A 19,255-nucleotide genomic window follows, 5' to 3' on the forward strand; every position below is an offset into this window, starting at 1 on the left:
GTGCTGGTGAGTCACGGCGTGACGATGGGGTTGTCATCGGCACTCTCGTTGATGCCGCGCTTCCCGGACGCCGTGCGGCTGGGCTCGACACAGGCGGGCTTCAACCCGGCTCGAGTGTTGGACGTGAGCGCGGTCGCGGTGGTGGACGGCATGGTGGAGGTGACGCTCGCGTCCACGGCGGTGGCCATGGCCACGGTGGGCCCGCCTCTTCCGAGCAGCTCAGGAGGCCCGGGCAAGTGGGTGCAGGTGAATGAATCGATGTCCGACCGCGCCCGCGACTATCAGGCCCAGGTGACGGGAGCACCGAAGGGCTCCGCGTACCGGCTCAAGCAGGGAGACGATGAAGTCGACTTCGATGGCTTCGACCCCATCGAGGACCTGCTACTGGAGGCCAAGGGCCCGGGCTACGCGAAGTTCATCAAGGACAACATGACCCTGAAGGAGTTCTTCAAGGGCTTCGACAAGGTCCTTGATCAAGCCGATCGGCAATACTTGATGGCTCGTGGAATGCGCGTCCGTTGGATTGTCGCAGAGGAGCGATTCGGAGCACTCCTTCGTAGAGCCTTCGAAAGCCGAGGATACAAGACCTTCGAAGTCGTGCACGTCGCTCCGGTGCCGCGCTAAGGAGTCCAGGAATCATGACGGAGACGTACTACTCAGGCTGTTATTGGCTGGCCCGGCAGGAACCTGTCGAGTCCTGCGCCCACCGACTGAGTTCGTTCCTCCAACGATTGGGCCCCTTGGAACCCTCTTGGAACCGCTGGCACCAGACAGCCGCGACCTTCGAGAAGGCGCGCCAGCGACAGGTGTCTCCGGATGTGGCCACCCTCTCCAAGCTCCTGGGAGGCAAGGCCAGCCGGTTCATGGACATGTCCCGCTTCTGGCTCTGGGCCGGCGAGAACGAAGAGGAGGCCTCGAAGGTCACCGGCCACTGCGGCAGCGCCGCGACGCATATGGCTTCCGTCTGCCTACTCGACGGTCACAGCATGGGGCCGGTCGCGGAGCGGGTGCTGACCGCCCATGTCCTGACCGGCGTGATGCGCGCCATGGCGCTCGCGTGGGAGCCGGAATTCGGCATCTGCACCTCGCATGAGCATCGGGAGCGCCTCATGGCCGGCCAGTTCCCCGAGCCCGGAACCTTCGTCGGCTGGGTCACCTACCTCGCCGACTTCCGCGGGCCCGTGCCCCCGCTACCCTCTCCCGTCCAGGTGGAGCACGTCCCGGACCGGGGCACGCTCATCACCCTCACGCAGGAGAAGTTCTCCGTCTCCAACCCCACCCACTTGGCCCTCGCCGCGGACGTCCAGGCGCGCCTCCAGGCGGCGGGGCTGCTCACCCCGCTCCGCCCCTGGGGCACCTAGCCCTTCAGCGCCTTCCGGCCTTCGCGAACCTCCGCAGCAGCGCCTCGTGCGCCGGGTGGCGGGCCACCAGCGACTCCACCCCCGGCAGCTCGAAGTCCGCGAACTCGAACCCCGGCGACACCGTGCAGCCCACCAGCGTGTACGCGCCCAGCGGCTCCGCCGCCTGCAGCACCCCCGCCGGCACCAGCACCTGCGGCTGCTGGCCCTGCGTCACGTCCCGCCCCAACACCGGGGACTCCACCCGGCCGTCCTCGTGCACCAGGTGCAACGCCAGCGGCTCCCCGTCGTGGAACAGCCACAGCTCGTCCGCGCCCACCACCCGGTGCCACGCGGAGAACTCCCCCCGCTGCAACAGGTAGTAGATGGCCGTCCCCGCGGACCTCCGCCCCCGGAGCGTCTGCACCTGGAAGGCCGCCCGGTACGTCTCCCGGTAGTAGCCACCCTCCGGATGGGGCTTGAGGTCCAACCTCCTCACCAGCTCTTCAACCATGGTGGACCCAGTCTAACGCCGCGCCCCCTCAGGGCTTCTTCTTCTGCTGCTGCATCGCGGACGCCACCAGGTTCATCAGCTTCAACTGCACCGGCGTCAGACGCCGCAGGTTGCGCATCAGCCGCCGCATCTCCGGCACGTCCTCCTCCGTCCGCGCCCGGGGCTTCTCCTTCGGCGGCGGCGCCGCGAACTCCTCGCCCAACCCCAAGAGGTCGTGCGGCGGGATGTTCAGGACGACGCACAGGCGGCGCAGGTTCTGCACGCTCGGCAGCATGTGGCCGCGCTCCAACCGGCCATACACCTCCGACGCCATGCCGATGCGGTCCGCCACGTCCGCCTGCGTCAGACCCAGCTTCACCCGCACGTTCCGCGCCGCCGCGCCGAGGATTCCCGCCAGTTCCGTGTCCATTCCCTTGTCCCGGGTGCGAAGCGCCTCCATGGCACCGGGCGCTGGGCATAACCCTGAAGGTCGGGTCATGTCACCTTACCTCTGGCGTTTTTTCCGACCCGCCACACCCTCCCGGGCCTGCCCCTCTCAGGGGGTGGGCTCGGGCACGGGCGCGCGCCGGCGCTCGGCCGCGGTGAAGAGCAGGGCCATGGGCAGCCCCAGGAACACCGCGTGCCACACAATCTGGAGGAACTGCGGGACGCTCAGGAACCAGGGGAAGGAGCCGCGCGCCAGCAGTTGGAAGTCCACCAGCCACACGAAGATGCCGAAGAGCATCCCCACCGCCGCCTGGAACTCCCAGCGCCCCCGCCCGTCCACCGGCAGCATCGCGTCCAGCAGCGAGTACACCACGCCCCAGCCCGCCGAGATGGCCAGGTGCCCCCCCAGCCCCACCGCCACGGCCAGCGCCGTGGACACCTGCGGCGTGAAGGCCGGCGGCCCCAGCGCCACCGCCGCCGTCATCCGCACCGGCACCAGCGGCCCCTCCCCCGCCGCCACCGCCAACGCCATCTGCGCCAGCGCCAGCAGCACGCCCGCCGCCAGGCCAAACAACACCCCGTTCGTCAGCGACCAGGGGGTGGGGGTCCTCCGTGCCATGGGTGTGCCTCCTCGGGGGTAGGCGGGCGCCGGGAGCGGGCCCGTCCCCTCAAGGCTGCGCACCCCACGCGGAAGGGGGCAGCCACCTCGCCCCCCAGGCCCGCCCCAGCCCCACCCGGACGGACGGCCAGGGGCCCTTCACCCCTCTTCCGGGCCTGCCATACGGCCAGTCATTTCTTCCCCTACGGTTTCGGGACGGCCCGTAACTTCTTCAGACGTCACGTCCGACCCCCTGTGAAAGTGCCCGGAATTCCCGGGAGCGACGGGCGGGCACGCGGTTCGCAAGAGCTCGGGAGCGAGGAGCGTCGAGGTACCGAACCCGTGTCCCAGTCTTCCGCGAGAAACCGCCTGGTCCTGCCCTACCGCGTCCACTACGCGCCGCCCGCGTGGCGGGAGGTGGGACGGATGTCCTCGGAGGCCTTCGAGGCCCTGCAGCAGGCGCTGGCGCGGTTGGCGGAGCGGTCGAAGTCGCAGGACTCGGTGGCGGGACCGGCGCGGCACCGCGTGGAGGGCCACGACCTGGAGCTGCTCTACGAGAAGGACCCGCGCGCCAGCACGCTCACGCTGCTCGCGGTGACGCGGCTGGGCTGACACACCCGGGCCGCCCCGCGCCTCACGCGCTCCGGCCGGACAGCCGGCTGACGGTGGCCAGCAGCTCGTCCGGGACGATGGGCTTCTTCAAGAGGCCGCCCGTGTCCGGCAGCGCCTCCGCCCCCACGCCCGACAGCAGCAGCACCGGCACGGCCTTCAGCCGGGGCCAGTCCGCGCGCAGGTGGCGCAGGAACTCCGGGCCGTCCATCACCGGCATCATCAGGTCCAGCAGGATGAGGCTCGGCGGGGGCAGGTGGCGCAGCTCGTCCAGGGCCTCGCGGCCATTGGCGGCGACGGCCACCTCGTAGCCGTCGGCCTCCAGGATTTCGGCGATGGCGGCGCGAGCGTCCTCGTCGTCCTCCACCACCAGCACGGGCTTGTGCGGCACGGGCTCAACCATGTCCCGCAGCATAGAGACCCCCTCCCCCACACGGGCACGCCTTCCCGGAATACCCCGACAACTGGTGGACAGATGACCGCCTTGGAGGGTGACCCTCTTGGGGCCGGGTCGGCCACTCTGGGAGGTTCGGGAGTCATGCTGATGCTGCCCGTCTACCTGGAGCTGGGCGCGGTGGGGCTGGGGGTCGTCACCTCCGTGGGCGGCGGCGTCATCCGGGACGTGCTCCTGGGCGAGCGCACCGCGCTGGTCGCCCCCGGCGAGCTGTTCGCCTCCGTCGCGCTGCCGTGCGGCCTGCTCTACGTCGCGCTCGCGGTGGGCCTGGAGGTGCCCGCGCCCCTGGCCGAGGCCGCCGCCATCGCCGGGGCCAGCCTGCTGCGCCTCACCGCCATGTGGCACCGGTGGCGGCTGCCGCCCCGGTTCGACCTGCTCCAACTGCTGGACCGGCTCCAGGCGCGCCGCCAGCGGGGCCCGCCCTGAGCCAGGAACCGCCTCCGCGGGAGTATCTTTTGGACAGAAACGAACTCTCCGGTCCAGAATTCCCGGACAGGGTCTGCTTCCTTCGCTAGGACTCCGCGTCACCGCGGAGGGGAAGCGGGCTCGCAAACGTGTGCTCCCTCACGGGTCTGTCCCACCAGGGGGGCCCGGGGGGTTAGCGGGGCCTGGAGCCCCTTCCTACCTTGGGCCGACCATGTCGCTGAGGAGCCAGGAACAGGGGAGCGCCCGAGTCCTCCAGCAGGCCGTGCCGTGGAAGGCCCGGGCCTGGCGGGAGCTGGAGGCGGGGCGGGAGCGCATCCAGTCGATGCTCGCGCCGCTGCCGGAGGCGGAGCTGATGCGGCAGCACTCGCCGCTCATGTCCCCGCTGGTCTGGGACGTGGCCCACGTGGCGAACTACGAGGAGCAGTGGCTCTTGCGCGCGCTGGGGGCCCCGGCCTTCACGGACCCCGCGTTCGACGCCATCTACGACGCCTTCCGCCACCCGCGGAACACGCGCTCCGCGCTGCCCCTGCTGGAGCCGGAGGCCGCCTGGGCCTACGCCACCCGCGTGCGCGCGGCGGTGGAGGCGCACCTGGAGGCGCTGCCCGAGGACAGCGCGGATCCGCTGCTCCACGGCGGCTTCGTCTTCGGCATGGTGGCGCAGCACGCGCAGCAGCACGCGGAGACGCTGGCCGCCACGCTGCAACTGATGACCCACGTGGAGTACCACCCGGTGGAGGCCCCGCGGCCTCGCCCCGGCGCGGTGCCGCAGCACGAGGTCTTCATCCCCGGCGGCCCGGTGCGCCTGGGCAGCGACGACCCGTGGGCCTACGACAACGAGCGCCCCCGGCACGTCGTGGACGTGGCGCCCTTCCTGCTGGACGCGCACCCCGTCACCACGGGGGACTTCCTCGTGTTCGTGGAGTCCGGCGGCTACGAGGATCCACGGTGGTGGGATCCGAAAGGCTACGCGTGGATCCAGGCGGAGAACCTCCGCCATCCGCTCTTCTGGATTCCCCAGGGCCAGCACGTCTGGCTGCGCCGCCGCTTCGGCACGGTGGAGCCCCTGCCGAAGGACGAACCCGTGCAGCACGTGTCCTGGTACGAGGCGGACGCGTACGCGCGGTGGGCCGGCAAGCGCCTGCCCACGGAGGCCGAGTGGGAGAAGGCCGCGCAGGGCAGCGACGGCGTCCCGCGCGCGCACCCCTGGGGAGACGCTGTTCCCACGGACGCGCACGCCAACCTGGGCGGGACGCGCTGGGGGCCGTCACCCGTGGGCAGCCACCCTTCGGGCCGGAGCGCGGACGGCGTCTGGGGCCTCCTGGGCGACGTCTGGGAGTGGACCGCCAGCGACTTCCAGCCGTACGCGGGCTTCCGGGCCTTTCCGTACCGCGAGTACTCGGAGGTCTTCTTCGGAGACACGTCCAAGGTGCTGCGCGGCGGCGCCTGGGCGAGCGCGCCCGTGGCGGTGCGCAACAGCTTCCGCAACTGGGACTTCCCCATCCGCCGGCAGATCTTCGCCGGCTTCCGCTGTGCACGCGATGTGAGGTGAGGGTGACATGAGGATGAGGTCGGAGCAGGGCGAGGCACGCATCGCGGACGGCTACGCGTCGCCGGGTGTGAAGGTGGACGTGCACGTGCAACCCGGGGACGCGCGCCGGGCGCTGCGCGCGGAGGTGCTGGAGGGGCTCTGCCACGCGCCCCACAAGGAGCTGAGCCCCAAGTGGCTCTACGACGAGCGCGGCAGCCAGCTCTTCGACGACATCACCCGCCTGCCGGAGTACTACCCCACGCGCCGCGAGCGGGAGATCCTGCGCGCCCACGCGGACGACGTGGCCCGGCTGAGCGGCGCGGACACGCTGGTGGAGCTGGGCAGCGGCACCAGCGAGAAGACGCGCCTGCTGCTGGACGCGATGGACGCGGCCGGACAGCTCAAGCGCTTCGTGCCCTTCGACGTGAGCGAGGCCTTCCTGCGCAAGGCCGCGGAGGGGCTGGCGCGCGAGTACCCGCGCATCGCCGTGCACGCGGTGGTGGGCGACTTCGAGCAGCACCTGGGCCGCATCCCGGGCGGCGGCCGGCGGCTCGTCGCCTTCCTGGGCGGCACCATCGGCAACCTGAAGCCCGCGCAGCGCGCGCTGTTCCTGCGCGAGCTGGCGTCCGGGCTCAAGCCGGGGGACGGGCTGCTGCTGGGCACGGACCTCCTCAAGGACCGCGAGCGCCTCTTCGCCGCCTACAACGACAGCGCGGGCGTGACGGCGGACTTCAACCGCAACGTGCTGCGCGTGCTCAACCGCGAGCTGAACGCGGACTTCGACCCGGAGGCCTTCGAGCACCTGGCCCCGTTCGACGAGGCGAACAAGTGGATCGAGATGCGGCTCATCTCCCGCAAGGCCCAGACCGTGTGGCTGAAGGACCTGGAGCGGCGCGTGGACTTCGCGGCGGGCGAATGTCTGCGCACGGAGGTGAGCTGCAAGTTCTGTCGTGAGCAGGTGCAGGCGGAGCTGGGCGACGCGGGCCTCGACCTGGCCGCGTGGTGGACGGACGCGGACGGAGACTTCGCGCTGTCGCTGGCGATGAAGCGGTAGGACTCAGGGCCGCCCGGCGCTGCGCTTCAGCGGCGCCGGGGCAGGGCCCGAATCCAGAAGGCGGGTGCCGCGGACGGGCCTAGCGGCGGCGCGGAGGAGCGCGGCGCGCGGGCACCGGCACCGGAGCCGGCTGCTGCTGCGGGCGGGTCCACGCGGCCCAGAGCGCGGCGGCCGCGGTAATCACCAGTCCACCCGCCGCCGCCAACTGCTCACCCAGGGGCCCGATCTCCACGGCGGCCAGGGGGAGGGGAAGCATCTCGGTGAGCGTCATGCGCGGACTCCTTACGAGGGGCACAGCGTGAAGACCCGGGACGGGCGGGCGCTCGACACAGGTCGGGAGGCTAAGGTTAGGAAGTCGGAAGGCTTTCGGGAAGTCCCGGGGACTCCGGCTGACAGCACGTGGACGGAATTGCACCCCGGGCCGGTCCCGAAGTCCATCCCCTGCCAGTCTCAGTCACCGGAAACCTCACGCTCCTCACGTAATGAGGACACCCGGGCCGCGCAGGACGTTCCCGGGGCCCCCTTCGTGGCCGCTTATCGGGCGTCCGGGTGGCGCTTCTTCCACTCCACCTTCATGCAGTGGTCCTGCACCACGCGGATGCCCGCGCGCGCCAGCCGCTCGGCCGCGGCGTCGTTGCGGATGCCCAACTGGAACCAGACCGCGCCCGGCTTCTTCGCCAGCATCGCGTCCACGTGCGCGTCGATGTCGTCCGGCTTGAGGAACACCTGCACCACGTCCACCTCCCCGGGCACGTCCTTCACCGACGCGGAGACGGGCTCGCCCAGGATGCTCCCCTGCTCGCCGTGCGTGGGCACGGGCAGCACGGTGAAGCCGTGGTCCTGGAGGAACTTCGGGATGGCGTGCGCGGGCCTGTCCGCCTGCGCTTCCGGGCGGATGCCCAGCACGGCGATGCGCTTCGTGCGCGCGAGCAGCTCGCCAATGCCTTCCGCGTCTTCGATGAGGTTCTTGCGCCAGTCGTCCATGGGGCCTCCGCGCTCCTTCATAAGGAGGCCGCGGCCCTCACGCAGGGACTGTCAGCGGGGCGCGGCCTGCACCTGGATGGTACGGCAGGCCTCGGTGGCCAGGCGGACTTCCTCCGGGGTGGCGCCGGGGAGGCTGGCGCAGAGGAACAGGTCCTCGCCCACGCGCCGGGCGCCGAAGAACGCCGGCGCCTCCGGGCCCACGCCGCCGTCCGCCAGGGAGGGGGCCATGGTCACGCGCAGGAGGGCGAAGGACGGGGTGTCCTCCTCCTGGTCCAGCGACAGCGTGAACTGCTTCATCTGCTGACGGACGGTGTCCGCCAGCGTCTCCGAGGAGGGCATCTGCTCGCCCTGCCCCGGCTTCAAATCCACTCGCAGCGCCGGGCGGCCGGGAGGGCCCGCCTGGAAGCTGCCGTCGGTGGCCACCTGCGCGGACCAGCCCGGCGGCAGCGGCACCTTCACGCCCGAGCGCAGCCCCGCGTCTTCCGTCGCGAGGTCCTCGGCCGGCGTCTTCTTCTGGCAGCCCTCGCAGCCGCCGAACAGGACGCCGAGCGAGACGAGCCCGAGGCCCAGGAGCCCCGGGGTCTTCCGCGCGTGGGACGCGAGGACGCGCACCGCTACTTCTTCTCTCCGGGCGGGGGCGGGTTTCCGCCTCCCTTGCCCAGGTTCTCCATCTTGAGGGAGCCCTCGAAGATGACGCCGCGGTCCATGGAGAGCGACGGCGTCTCCAGGTTGCCCTTCACGCGGCCCGGCTGCTTCAGCTCGATGAGCTGCGTGGCGCGCACGTTGCCTTCCACGGTGCCGTTGATGATGACGGTGCCGGCCTGGATCTCCGCCTGCACGCGGGCGCCGTCGCCAATGACGAGCACGTCCTTGGTGACGATCTGCCCGTTGAACTTGCCGTCGATTCGAACCTGACCTTCGAAGGTGAGCTTCCCCTCGAACTCGCTTCCCTTGCCCAGAAGCGTGTGAACCTCACCCGGACGCGTCGACACGAAATCCTCCTCCCGTTTGAACAGGGGCTTGCTGGGTGCTTCGTCTTTCTTCCCGCCAAGGAGCGCCACGCCCTACTCCTTCCTCAGAAGCTTCAACAGCCTGTCGAGGTCATCGTAGGAGAAGAAGTCGACTTCCAGGGTGCCTTTTCCCGGGCTTTTCTCCGACAGACGGACCTTTGTTCCCAACCGACGCTGCAGCTCCTCGGTGAGCGCCTTCACCTGCGGGCTCACCTTGGGCGCCGGCTTTCCTGCGTCCTTGCCGCCCTTCGCGGACCGGCCCTCCTGCACCAGCCGCTCCGTGTCGCGCACGGACAGCTTCTTCTCCGTCACCTGCTTCGCCAGGTTCTGGAGCTCCGGCAGGCGGGGCACGCCGAGCAGCGCGCGCGCGTGGCCCATGGACAGCGACCCGTCCGCCACCATGGCCTTCACGTCCGGGGGCAGGGCCAGGAGGCGCAGCGCGTTCGCGACGGTGGAGCGCTCCTTGCCCACCTTCTGGGCCACCTGCTCCTGCGTGAGCTTGAACTCCTCCACCAGGCGCCGGTAGCCGTCCGCCTCTTCAATGGGGTTGAGGTCCGCGCGCTGGAGGTTCTCCACCAGGGCGAGCTCGAAGGACTCGGCCTCCGTGACCTCGCGCACGATGGCGGGGATCTCCTTCAGGCCCGCGGCCTGGGAGGCGCGCCAGCGGCGCTCGCCCGCGATGATGAGGTAGCCGTCGCCGCCCTTGTTCGGGTTCTTGCGGACGAGGATGGGCTGGAGCAGGCCCTGCGCCTTGATGGACTCGGTGAGCTCGTGGAGCTTGGTCTCGTCGAAGTGGCGGCGGGGCTGGAGCGGGTCGCGGTGGATGGACTCGATGGCCAGCTTGAGCACGCCGGGCTTCGGCGGCGGCGCGGCGGGGGCCGGCGCGGCGGGGGCGGCCTGGGGGATGAGGGCGGACAGGCCCCGGCCCAGGGCGCGCTTCTGGGTGTCTGCGTTCTTCTGCACGGTGGTTGGGAACTCCCCGCGCCGGAGTGGGACCGGCGCGCATGGGCCTTGAGTGCTTCACGGCGAACCGGGCACCCGGTCCCACCATTCACATCTCTCTATTAAGGAGGCGACCGGTCAGGCGACCCGGCGCTTGGACGGCTTGGGGGAGTCCCGGCGCATCAGCTCGCGGCCCAGGGCCAGGTAGCTCTCGCAGCCCTTGGACTTGATGTCGTAGAGGATGATGGGCTTGCCGAAGGACGGGCACTCGGACAGGCGCACGTTGCGCGGCACGACGGCCTGGAAGACCTGGTCCTTGAAGTAGCCGCGCACCTCGTCCACGACCTGGTGGGCGATGTTGGCGCGCGCGTCGAACATGGTCAGGAGGATGCCCTCCATCTTCAGCGAGGGGTTGAGCCCCTGCTTGACCAGGTCGATGGTGTGCGTGAGCTGGGAGAGGCCCTCCAGCGCGTAGTACTCGCACTGGAGCGGGATGAGGACGGAGTCCGCGGTCACCAGCGCGTTGAGCGTGAGCAGGCCGAGCGAGGGCGGGCAGTCGATGATGATGTAGTCGTACTTGTCCTTGAGCGGCAGCAGGGCTTCGCGCAGGCGGAACTCGCGGCGCTCCTGGTTGACGAGCTCGACCTCCGCGCCGGTGAGGTCGGGCGTGGCGGGGATGACCTGGAGGAAGCGCAGCTCGGTGGGGTGGACCAGCTCCGAAGCGGGGCGGCCTCCGAGGAGCGCGTCGTAGACGGTGCCGGTGAGGTTCTCGCGCTTGAGGCCCAGGCCGCTGCCGGCGTTGCCCTGGGGGTCCATGTCCACCAGCAGGGTGCGGCGCTCCGCGGAGGCGAGGCTCGCGGCGAGGTTGATGGCGGTGGTGGTCTTACCCACGCCGCCCTTCTGGTTGGAGATGCAGATGATACGACCCACGTGGCCCATCCTCTCTCGCCCCGGCTGACGCCAGAGCCCGCCCGCGGTTCGCGCGGACGTGCGCGCGAATCGGAGCCTGATCAGGCAGCTAGCACGGGGTTCGAGGACGGATCAATTTCCCATCCAAGGTGGGACGGGAGCCGTGCCCGGCCCCTCGCTCGGGGGCCCGTGGGTGGCTGGGGAGCGGTGGGAATTCGCGCGGAGGAGGGGGGCTGCGAGTGCCTGCCCGGCTGCTTTCCGGGGGTGATTCCGTGCGGGGCGGAAGGGTGTTGGGTTTTTCAGGGGGTCGCGCGCGGCGGGTTCGTGGTGGAGGCCTCAAGCGGTTCGCGGGTCCGGCGTTTCACGTGGAACCGGCCGGGCTTCGTGGGTCCGCGCGGCGGACGGATTTCGCGCGAGCCGATGCGGCGATGCGAACGGACCGGGCGCTTCCCGCGAACCGCGTTCAACGCGGGGCGGGTTCCAGCGACCCGCGTTTCGCGGCTGAGTGCCGTGGCGCGAACGACCAGGGCTTTTCACACGAGCATTGGTCAACGCAGGCCCGGCGACCGGCGTCTCGCGATGTGGAAGGACAGGCCGCCACTTGTCGCGCACCACGCACCAGGCCAGCGGGGCATCGGGGGAGTCGCGACTGCGCGCGACTGCGCAGGGACGGACCGGCCACGCTTCCCCTCGTTCAACGGAGACCGTGCACCGAAGGTGAGCCGGTCCCATGGGCGACCACCCGTGGATGCGAGCACCGCGACATGGCGGGGCGGTCCGGGCGTGCTTCCCACGCCCCTCGCTCAACGCGGACGGCGCGCCGAACGAGCGCCGCTCCCATGGGTGCCTCCACGGATGCGAGCACCGCGACATGCCAGGACGGGCCGGGCGCACTTCCCGCTCCAGCATTCAGCGTGGGCGGTGCGCCGAAGCCGCGCCCATCACGGATGAGAGCACCGCGACATGAAGGACGGTCCGAGCACGCTTCCCACGCCACCATTCAACGTGGGCGGTGCGCCGAAGCAGAGCCCGTCACATGAGCGGTCGCCCACGGATACGAGCACCGCGACGTGGAAGGACGGTCCGCCACTTCTTGCGAACCACGCCCGACGCGAGCAGTCCGCCGAAGGTCCGCCGCGCACATGCACGACCGACCCCGGATGCGAGCACCGCCACGCGGAGGCACGGTCCGACCTTTCGTAGCCGCGTCAGTTGGAGGTCGTCATCCAGGCCAGCCGCTCCACGTGGAACACGCCTGACCGCGAGCGCCGCCGCATGGAAGAACAGTCCGGCGCTTTTCACGGGCCACGCCGCCAACAGGCCGCGCTCCCCGGCCGCGCGTTTCACGTGGAACACGCGCGAGCGCACGAACTCCACCCCGCGGAAGAACGGCCCGACCTGTTCCAGAAACGCGCCGGCCCAAGGCCACACGCCCGCGCCTCACGTGCCACGTGGAACACGCGCGAGCGCACGAACCTCACCCTGCGGAAGACCGGTCCGACCTGTTCCAGGAACCGCACCGCCCCAAGGCCACAAGTCCGCGCCTCACGTTCCACGTGGAACACGCATCAGCGCGAACCGCACCGTGCGGAAGAACAGCTCGACTCGTACCGAGCACCGCGCCAACTCCACGACGCTCTTCCGTGCCGCGCGTTCCACGTGGAACGCGCATCAGCGCGAACCGCGCCATGAGGAAGAACGGCGCGACGACTTTCGGGGACGGCACCAACCCAAGGCCTCGCGCGCACGTGCCGATAGGTTCCACGTGGAACGCGCGTCAGCGCGAACCGCGCCATGAGGAAGAACGGCGCGACGACTTTCGCGGACGGCGCCAAGCAAAAGCCCAGCGCGCACGTGCCGACAGGTTCCACGTGGAACACGCATCCGTGCGAACCGCGCCATGAGGAAGAACGGCGCGACGACTTTCGCGAACGGCGCCAATCCAAGGCCCCGCGCGCACGTGCCGACAGGTTCCACGTGGAACACGCTCAGGTGGTGACGAGCACGCGGTGCGGAGCGCGGCGTCTCGCGCGGATCCCTTCAGCCCAACCCGCGAAGCCGCTGCTTCAGATGCCCACCACATCGCTTGGAACAGGCAGCGCGAAAGAGGTCCCGACATCTGGCGTGAACCACCGAAGCGCCAGGCCCTGACCAGCCACCACGGGACGTTCCACGTGGAACACGCCTCCGCAGCCGCGTGCACCTGAGTGACGGGAGGCCCGACAACCATCACGGCCAGGAACGCCTCTTCCAAGCAGCAGGCCCGTGCACCCGTTCCACGTGGAACACGCCCACGCCATCTCGTGCACGCGTGGCGAGCATCCGCTCATCTGATGGCGTGAACCGCTTCCGCTACCTCGTTGGATCCACGCGGGACGTTCCACGTGGAACACGCTCCAGCCATCCCGACCCACGCGCATCGAAAGCGTCTTCAGCGCTTTCTCCGAACCACGGTCGCGGAGGCACGGTGCCCACCATCACGTTCCACGTGGAACACGCTCAAGCCTCCACAGGCACCCGCAGATGAAGACAGGTCCCGCGCCGCTCATGAACCACGGCACCACGCGGTGACGGATCCACACGGGACGTTCCACGTGGAACACGTCACGGCGTCCGCGAAGTGGAAGCGCCCTGCCCCCATCCGGCACACGTGGTTCGAACCGAGGTCGGGGAAGCAGCAGCCAGCCAGGGGCTCCCTTTCATCCCCTTCACTTCGCACCCGCCATCCCTGAGCCACGGCATGGATGCCTGCCCGGATCCGATGCCCAGCCGCCCACGAACCGCATGGATGCGTGCCTGATGCGGAGCCGTTCACGCGGTCCCTTCTTCAGCGCCCAACAGCACATCCCACGCGCTGCCCTTCACGCTGACGGCCGCAGTCCAATCAACCAGGGGAGCCCCTTCTTGGAGCGTGTTCCACGTGGAACACGCGAAGCCGCATGAGCGCCAGCTCCCCTCCCCTGCGCTCCATCAAGCGCTCCAGGTCAGGCACGGCTCAGCGCCCCGGCGAACCACCGTGTGCCGCTTTAACGCTTGTTCGTCAGCGTCTCCACACGCCGACCGGAAGCCAGCCGTGTTCCACGTGGAACACCGGCCGGGCACCCAGCGTGTGCCTCCGTCGCTTCGTCCCTTTCAGCGATGCCCATCACGCACCGGCTCCGGTGGGCGACAGCTCATGCTTCGCGGGCTCGTGCATGCGGAGGCTGGATCCGAAGTCATCGCTCAACACGGCCCCACCCGCCTGCTCATGCGCGGACAACAGCGGAGGTCCCGTGCGGCGTGAACGGCCTTCACGCGGCATCTCGTGGTCCTCAGCCTGGACTCAACCGCATCCACACTCAGGTCCATCGTCGGCCCATCAGGCAGCGCGTGTTCCACGTGGAACATGGGCCTCACGTGTCGCTGCGTGCCACTTCGAAGCTCTCGCCATGGACGTTCCACGTGGAACATGGAGCCGCTCAACGTGGGGGCATCGCATCCGGTCCGCAGGCGCCTTCACGCGAGACCTCAGCCATGCGGTTCCCGAGCTCCGCTTCGTCACCTGGCCGAACTCAAGGACGTGTTCCACGTGGAACGCGGAGCATCAGGCCTCCGAACGCACCCGGAAGGCATCGCCATGGACGTTCCACGTGGAACAAGAAGCCGCCCAACGTGGGTGCATCGCATCCGGTCCGCATGCGCTTTCACGCGAGGCCTCGGACGTGCGCGTTGTTCGCGTGGAGGTTCGAGGCTCGGGGCGATGCGGCGATTCACGGCGAAGGTCCGGGACTTCGCTCCATCACACGGCTGGGCTCACGGGCGTGTTCCACGTGGAACACGCGCCGCCGCGCTTCACCGCTCAACGCGACCAGGTGGCTTGCTGAAGCACGACCCGGTAGCCGTCCGGATCCTCGAAGGTCCTTCCGTTCGCGTCCCAGTACGGGTTGCGTGACGGCACCGGCGCGAAGCCCGCGGCCTCCATGTGGTGGACCCTCGCCGCCCACGCTTCCGGGTCCGGCACGTAGAACACCAGGAGGTGGTCCTGGGACGGCGCTCTCGGGGCCTCGTGTCCGCGCTCCACCGTGAACTCCAGGTGATACGGCGCACCCGCGTGCCCGAGCATCACGCCGTCGAACCCCGCGTGGTCCTCGAACCCTCCGAGCACCTCGAAGCCCAGCCCGTCCCGGTAGAAGCGCACCACCGCCTTCAGGTCCCGTGTCGGCCTCGCGACCCTCAGCTTCACCGTGTCCATGGTCCGTTCCCTCCTTCCCGGATCCGCATCCAGGGGGTTCCAGACATAGGATGAATTGACGCTCTTTTCGCGCGGACCAAGGGCCTGCACCTTGTGCCCATGACCCCGAAACAGCAGCCCCTGAACTCCGGCTTCGGCGCGACCACCACCGCACGCGAGGCCCTGGGCCACACCCGACTGGATGGCACCGTCGCCATCGTGACCGGCGGCTACGCAGGCATCGGACTGGAGACCACCCGCGCGCTCCATGACGCCGGAGCCACCGTCATCGTCCCCGCTCGGACTCCCGACAAGGCCCGCGCGGCGCTCGCGGGATGGGAGCGCGTGGAGCTGGAGCAACTGGACCTCATCGATCCGGCGTCCATTGATGCGTTCGCATCCCGCTTCGTCGCGTCCGGCCGGCCGCTGCACCTGCTCATCAACAACGCGGGCGTCATGGCCTCACCGCTCACCCGCGACGCGCGCGGGTTCGAATCGCAGTTCGCCACCAACCACCTGGGCCACTTCCAGCTCACCGCCCGGCTCTGGCCCGCGCTGAAGCAGGCGAACGGCGCGCGCGTGGTGTGCCTGTCATCGCGCGGCCACTTCTTCGCCGACGTGGACTTCGAGGACCCCTTCTTCCAGAGGCGCCCCTACGACAAGTGGGTCGCCTACGGGCAGTCGAAGACCGCGAACATCCTCTTCGCCGTCGGACTGGATGCGCGCGGCGAGGCCCACGGGGTGCGCGCGTTCGCCGTCCACCCCGGAGGCATCCTCACGGAGCTGGTCCGGTCCATGTCCGAGGAGGAGGTCCGCGCCTCCATCGAGAACTCCAACAAGGTCGAGCCACTGAAGACGCCCGAGCAGGGCGCCGCGACCACGGTCTGGTGCGCGACGAGTCCCCAGCTCGCGGGCAGGGGCGGCGTCTACTGCGAGAACGTGGACATCGCCGGGATGGCGCCGCCCGACGCCACCCTCCGGCGCGGCGTGAAGGATTGGGCCGTGGATCCGAAGCGGGCCGACCGGCTGTGGACCGCGAGCGAGGTGTGGACCGGCGTCCGCTTCAACCCGTGATGATCCGCTCGCGAATGCACGGGGCTACGTGCGCTCCTGACCAGGAGACACCTGCCGCGAGAACAGGGCCCGGGTGCGCTCCAGGTGGGGACCGGCACCCGGCGCATCGAAGGACACGCGCAGCTCCCGCCCATCGGGTTCCGAGTACGTGAGCGTGACGTTCTCGAACTCGATGGGCCCCAGCTCCGGGAGGATGAGCACCTTCACCAGGGAGGGGGTCTCCACCACGTCGTGCTCACGCCAGAGGCGCGCGAACTCGGGGCTCGCGGCCTGGAGCTTCTGCACCAGCGCATCGAACTCCGAGCGGTCCGCGGACCTCGCGGCGTCCATCCGGAATCCCGCCACGGCCCGGCGCACCGCTTCGTCCCAGGAGGGCATTCGCGCGCGCCGGTCCGATTCATGAACAGCGCCCACAAACCGTTGCGCTCCTCCGGCGAGGAGGCTGGAAGTCCCAGGTCCGGGTAGAGGACCGTCGCGGCCGCGTTCCACGCGACGATGTCCCACCGCCGGGTCGAGACGAGCACCGGAAACGGATGCGCGTCGAGCAGCCGTTGAAGCGCGTCGCTGACCGACTCCGGTGAGCGCACGGGCATGGGCGCGGGCCGGCCGTGTGCCAGCGCGAAGAGGTGCAGGCGTTCCGTCGGCGTCAGGCGGAGCGCGACCACCAGGCGCTCCAGCAGCGGTTCGGAGACGTGGATGTCCCTCCCCTGCTCCAGCCACGTGTACCAACTGACGCCCACGTCCGCGAGCCGCGCCAGTTCCTCGCGGCGAAGGCCCGGCGTGCGCCGCCGCGAACCGGAAGGAAGTCCCACGTCCTCCGGACGCAAACGCTCACGGCGGCTGCGAAGGAAGTTCGCGAGCTCGACGCGCCCGGAGCCGCGAGAGGTGTCCGTCACGCGGCGGCACGTCAGGCGAACCGTCCCCGCGCGGCATCGGAGCCGCGAGTTCCACGCATCGCCCGCGAACGCTCGCGCACATGCCAGAAGTTCCGGCGAACGGTCCGGATCCCCTCCCCTTCCAATGGAGCGCGCCAAACCTGTCCGACTGTCGGACAAGTTCGCCCGCCTCGGGCTCGTGAGGTGCCCCTCTCCTGCGCGAACCTCCAAACTGGTCCGACTGTCGGACAGGTTCGTGCGGCTCGGACCGAGGTGCCCTCCCCTCCCGAGGATGCTCTCCAAACTGGTCCGACTGTCGGACAGGTTCGTGCGGCTCGGACCGAGGTGCCCTCCCCTTCCAAGGATGATCTCCAAACCTGTCCGACTGTCGGACAGGTTCGTCCGCCTCGGCCTCGTGAGGTGCCTCTCTCCGGCGCGACCCTGCAAACTTGTCCGACTGTCGGACAGGTTCGTCCGCCTCGGCCTCGTGAGGTGCCTCTCTCCGGCGCGAACCTCCAAACTGGTCCGACTGTCGGACAGGTTCGTGCGGTGCGCTCCGGACGGGAGGCATCGCTGCTTCTCCGCGCGGACAGGCTCCAGTTCGGGAGACGTGAAGGACGTGGCGTTCCTTCGCGGGCCATCCCACTCCGCGCTTCCTCGTGCGATGGATCCGCGCACCCATGAAACGGCTGCGGATCCGCTCACGTCGTGACTCGGATCCGCGTCACGGCTCCAGGTTCTCCACCACACGCTGAAGCAGGCTCACCGGTTGCGCCTTCGAGCTGAAACCCGCCGTCACGTCCTGTTCCACGGACATCAGCGCCGCCCCTCTTGTCATCGCTGCCGCGCCGTTCGCGTGAGCGGGGTCAGGCTTCCGCGCGCATCCGCTAGGTTCGGCTCACGCTGGACCACGCCGTCGCGCTCCATGCGCGATAGCGGCTGCGCCATCATCGGCTGCTTCACTCGCGCCCAAGTCGCTGCGACTTCGCGCGCCCCTCCTCCAACGCGTGCAACACCGGTAGCGGTCCCATCCCGAGCCCGCGGGAGCAGACGCGCGTCGGGGTCGCGCCGGAACAGGCGGTCGACCAGGGTCCCTTTCATTTGCATAGGATGCTATCTCAATTTACATAGTAGGCTATGCACATCACGAAGACAGTGGGCATCATCGGGAGTGGTCCGGGGGGACTGACGTTGGCCCGGATCCTGGCGACACGGGGCATCGCGGCCACGGTGTTCGAGTTGGATGAGCACCCGCTCGCCCGTCCTCAAGGAGGTTCGCTGGACCTGCACGGCGACTCCGGGCTGCGCGCACTTCGCGAGGCCGGACTAACAGCGGAGTTCAAGGCCGTCGCCCGGTACGACGACCAGGGTGACGCCCTCTATGACGCCCAGGGGACGCTCCACTTCCAGCACAACGAGGCGAGCGACGGCGACCGGCCGGAGATCGACCGTACGCAACTGCGCTCCCTGCTGCTGGACAGCCTCCCCTCGGAGTGGATCCGCTGGGGAAGCAAGGTGTCCGCCGTGGAGCCGCTGCCCGACGGGCGCTACCGCGTCGTGGGTCCGGCGGGCTCACTGGGAACGTTCGACCTGGTGGTGGGCGCGGATGGCGCGTGGTCCCGCGTCCGTCCGCTCGTGTCCCCGGCGACGCCCACCTTCACGGGCGTGCTCTTCATCGAGCTGCAAATCGACGACGTGGACTCGCGGCACCCGGCGGTCGCGAAGCTCCTCCCTCGCGGGAAGATCTCCGTCGTCGGAGGCAACCAGGGCCTCATCGCCCAGCGCAGCAGCCACGGCCACGTGCGCGCCTACTTCATGTTCCGGATCTCCGAGGCACAGCTCCAGCAGGGGCTCGTGGACACGTCCTCCCCTGCCCGGGCGCGCGAACAGCTCAAGGCGCTGCTCCCAGGCTGGGCGCCGTCCCTGCTCGCGTTCATCGACGCGTGCAACGACACCCTCGTCGCGCGCCCCATCGTCGCGCTGCCCGTGGGCCATCGGTGGGCGCACCGGCCGGGCGTGACGCTGCTCGGGGACGCGGCCCACGTCATGCCGCCCTTCTCCGGCGAGGGCGTGAACATGGCGATGCTCGATGGGCTGGAGCTGGGGCTCGCGCTCGCGGCGGACGCCGACTGGAGCCGCGCCGTGAAGGGCTACGAGGCGGCCATGTTCGAGCGCGCCGCCTCCGCCGCCTCGGGCGCCATGGAGGGGCTCGACTTCGTCTCCGAGCACGCGCTCGACCACGTGCTGGAGCACTTCCGGGAGATTCAACGGCAGGTGGCCGCCGCGGGCTCGCACTGAAGCTGAA

General features: G+C 69.9%; 19 protein-coding genes and 1 pseudogene. 8 read left to right on the forward strand and 12 right to left on the reverse strand.

What is annotated here, in order from left to right; genetic code table 11:
- Both K8556_RS34325 and K8556_RS34330 read left to right on the forward strand, forming a co-directional pair.
- The coding region (locus K8556_RS34325) for a restriction endonuclease fold toxin 5 domain-containing protein (protein ID WP_223744336.1) at positions 1-624 on the forward strand (624 nt) is incomplete at its 5' end.
- A gap of 14 nt (positions 625-638) precedes the next feature.
- Positions 639-1,361, forward strand: coding sequence for an immunity 52 family protein (locus K8556_RS34330; RefSeq protein ID WP_370640011.1), 723 nt, complete (start codon positions 639-641; stop codon positions 1,359-1,361).
- A gap of 4 nt (positions 1,362-1,365) precedes the next feature.
- On the opposite strand, the gene K8556_RS34335 is transcribed toward K8556_RS34330, so the two are convergent.
- From K8556_RS34335 to K8556_RS34345, 3 genes are all read right to left on the reverse strand, one after another.
- Positions 1,366-1,851: a cupin domain-containing protein gene (locus K8556_RS34335; RefSeq protein ID WP_223744338.1), complete on the reverse strand. Its 486-nt coding sequence runs from the start codon at positions 1,849-1,851 to the stop codon at positions 1,366-1,368.
- 28 nt (positions 1,852-1,879) lie between these two features.
- Positions 1,880-2,260: a helix-turn-helix domain-containing protein gene (locus K8556_RS34340; RefSeq protein ID WP_120552861.1), complete on the reverse strand. Its 381-nt coding sequence runs from the start codon at positions 2,258-2,260 to the stop codon at positions 1,880-1,882.
- Between the two features lie 126 nt (positions 2,261-2,386).
- Positions 2,387-2,896 (reverse strand): hypothetical protein, encoded by a 510-nt coding sequence (locus K8556_RS34345; RefSeq protein ID WP_223744339.1) that lies wholly within the window; start codon positions 2,894-2,896, stop codon positions 2,387-2,389.
- Positions 2,897-3,217: 321 nt separating this feature from the next.
- Here K8556_RS34345 and K8556_RS34350 point away from each other — a divergent pair, with 321 nt between their 5' ends.
- Positions 3,218-3,487: a hypothetical protein gene (locus K8556_RS34350; protein WP_223744340.1), complete on the forward strand. Its 270-nt coding sequence runs from the start codon at positions 3,218-3,220 to the stop codon at positions 3,485-3,487.
- Between the two features lie 22 nt (positions 3,488-3,509).
- Here the strand turns inward: K8556_RS34350 and K8556_RS34355 are convergent, their stop codons facing one another.
- A complete protein-coding gene (locus K8556_RS34355; RefSeq protein WP_223744341.1) occupies positions 3,510-3,887 on the reverse strand; it encodes a response regulator in 378 nt (125 codons plus the stop codon).
- A 135-nt stretch (positions 3,888-4,022) separates the two neighbouring features.
- Here K8556_RS34355 and K8556_RS34360 point away from each other — a divergent pair, with 135 nt between their 5' ends.
- The 3 genes from K8556_RS34360 (at position 4,023) to egtD (ending at position 6,946) form a co-directional block, all read left to right on the forward strand.
- Positions 4,023-4,364 carry a TRIC cation channel family protein gene (locus K8556_RS34360; RefSeq protein ID WP_223744342.1) on the forward strand — a complete coding sequence of 114 codons (342 nt, stop codon included), beginning with the start codon at positions 4,023-4,025 and terminating at the stop codon, positions 4,362-4,364.
- Between the two features lie 211 nt (positions 4,365-4,575).
- Positions 4,576-5,913 carry an ergothioneine biosynthesis protein EgtB gene (egtB, locus tag K8556_RS34365; protein ID WP_223744343.1) on the forward strand — a complete coding sequence of 446 codons (1,338 nt, stop codon included), beginning with the start codon at positions 4,576-4,578 and terminating at the stop codon, positions 5,911-5,913.
- Positions 5,914-5,920: 7 nt separating this feature from the next.
- A complete protein-coding gene (gene egtD, locus K8556_RS34370; RefSeq protein ID WP_223744344.1) occupies positions 5,921-6,946 on the forward strand; it encodes an L-histidine N(alpha)-methyltransferase in 1,026 nt (341 codons plus the stop codon).
- 79 nt (positions 6,947-7,025) lie between these two features.
- Here egtD and K8556_RS34375 read toward each other — a convergent pair whose 3' ends face one another.
- The 7 genes from K8556_RS34375 to K8556_RS34405 form a co-directional block, all read right to left on the reverse strand.
- Positions 7,026-7,217 carry a hypothetical protein gene (locus tag K8556_RS34375; RefSeq protein ID WP_223744345.1) on the reverse strand — a complete coding sequence of 64 codons (192 nt, stop codon included), beginning with the start codon at positions 7,215-7,217 and terminating at the stop codon, positions 7,026-7,028.
- Between the two features lie 263 nt (positions 7,218-7,480).
- On the reverse strand, positions 7,481-7,930 hold the full coding sequence (locus tag K8556_RS34380) for a CoA-binding protein (RefSeq protein WP_223744346.1): 450 nt from the start codon (positions 7,928-7,930) through the stop codon (positions 7,481-7,483).
- A gap of 51 nt (positions 7,931-7,981) precedes the next feature.
- Positions 7,982-8,542: a hypothetical protein gene (locus K8556_RS34385; protein WP_223744347.1), complete on the reverse strand. Its 561-nt coding sequence runs from the start codon at positions 8,540-8,542 to the stop codon at positions 7,982-7,984.
- A 2-nt stretch (positions 8,543-8,544) separates the two neighbouring features.
- Complete coding sequence (gene bacM, locus K8556_RS34390; RefSeq protein ID WP_223744348.1) at positions 8,545-8,991, reverse strand: bactofilin BacM; 447 nt, start codon at positions 8,989-8,991, stop codon at positions 8,545-8,547.
- Positions 8,992-8,994: 3 nt separating this feature from the next.
- Positions 8,995-9,903 (reverse strand): ParB/RepB/Spo0J family partition protein, encoded by a 909-nt coding sequence (locus tag K8556_RS34395; RefSeq protein ID WP_223744349.1) that lies wholly within the window; start codon positions 9,901-9,903, stop codon positions 8,995-8,997.
- Between the two features lie 117 nt (positions 9,904-10,020).
- On the reverse strand, positions 10,021-10,812 hold the full coding sequence (locus K8556_RS34400) for a ParA family protein (RefSeq protein WP_014400846.1): 792 nt from the start codon (positions 10,810-10,812) through the stop codon (positions 10,021-10,023).
- Positions 10,813-14,629: 3,817 nt separating this feature from the next.
- Positions 14,630-15,022: a VOC family protein gene (locus K8556_RS34405; protein WP_223744350.1), complete on the reverse strand. Its 393-nt coding sequence runs from the start codon at positions 15,020-15,022 to the stop codon at positions 14,630-14,632.
- Positions 15,023-15,121: 99 nt separating this feature from the next.
- Between K8556_RS34405 and K8556_RS34410 the strand changes: the two genes are divergently transcribed.
- The gene (locus K8556_RS34410) at positions 15,122-16,075 is read left to right on the forward strand and encodes an oxidoreductase (RefSeq protein WP_223744351.1); all 954 of its coding nucleotides are present in this window, start codon (positions 15,122-15,124) and stop codon (positions 16,073-16,075) included.
- A gap of 24 nt (positions 16,076-16,099) precedes the next feature.
- Here the strand turns inward: K8556_RS34410 and K8556_RS39895 are convergent.
- Positions 16,100-17,700: pseudogene (locus tag K8556_RS39895) on the reverse strand (helix-turn-helix transcriptional regulator).
- Between the two features lie 387 nt (positions 17,701-18,087).
- Here K8556_RS39895 and K8556_RS34420 point away from each other — a divergent pair.
- Positions 18,088-19,248 (forward strand): NAD(P)/FAD-dependent oxidoreductase, encoded by a 1,161-nt coding sequence (locus K8556_RS34420; protein WP_223744352.1) that lies wholly within the window; start codon positions 18,088-18,090, stop codon positions 19,246-19,248.
- Positions 19,249-19,255 lie beyond the last annotated feature (7 nt).

The organism is Corallococcus sp. AS-1-12, assembly GCF_020036995.1.
Taxonomy (GTDB): Bacteria; Myxococcota; Myxococcia; order Myxococcales; family Myxococcaceae; genus Corallococcus.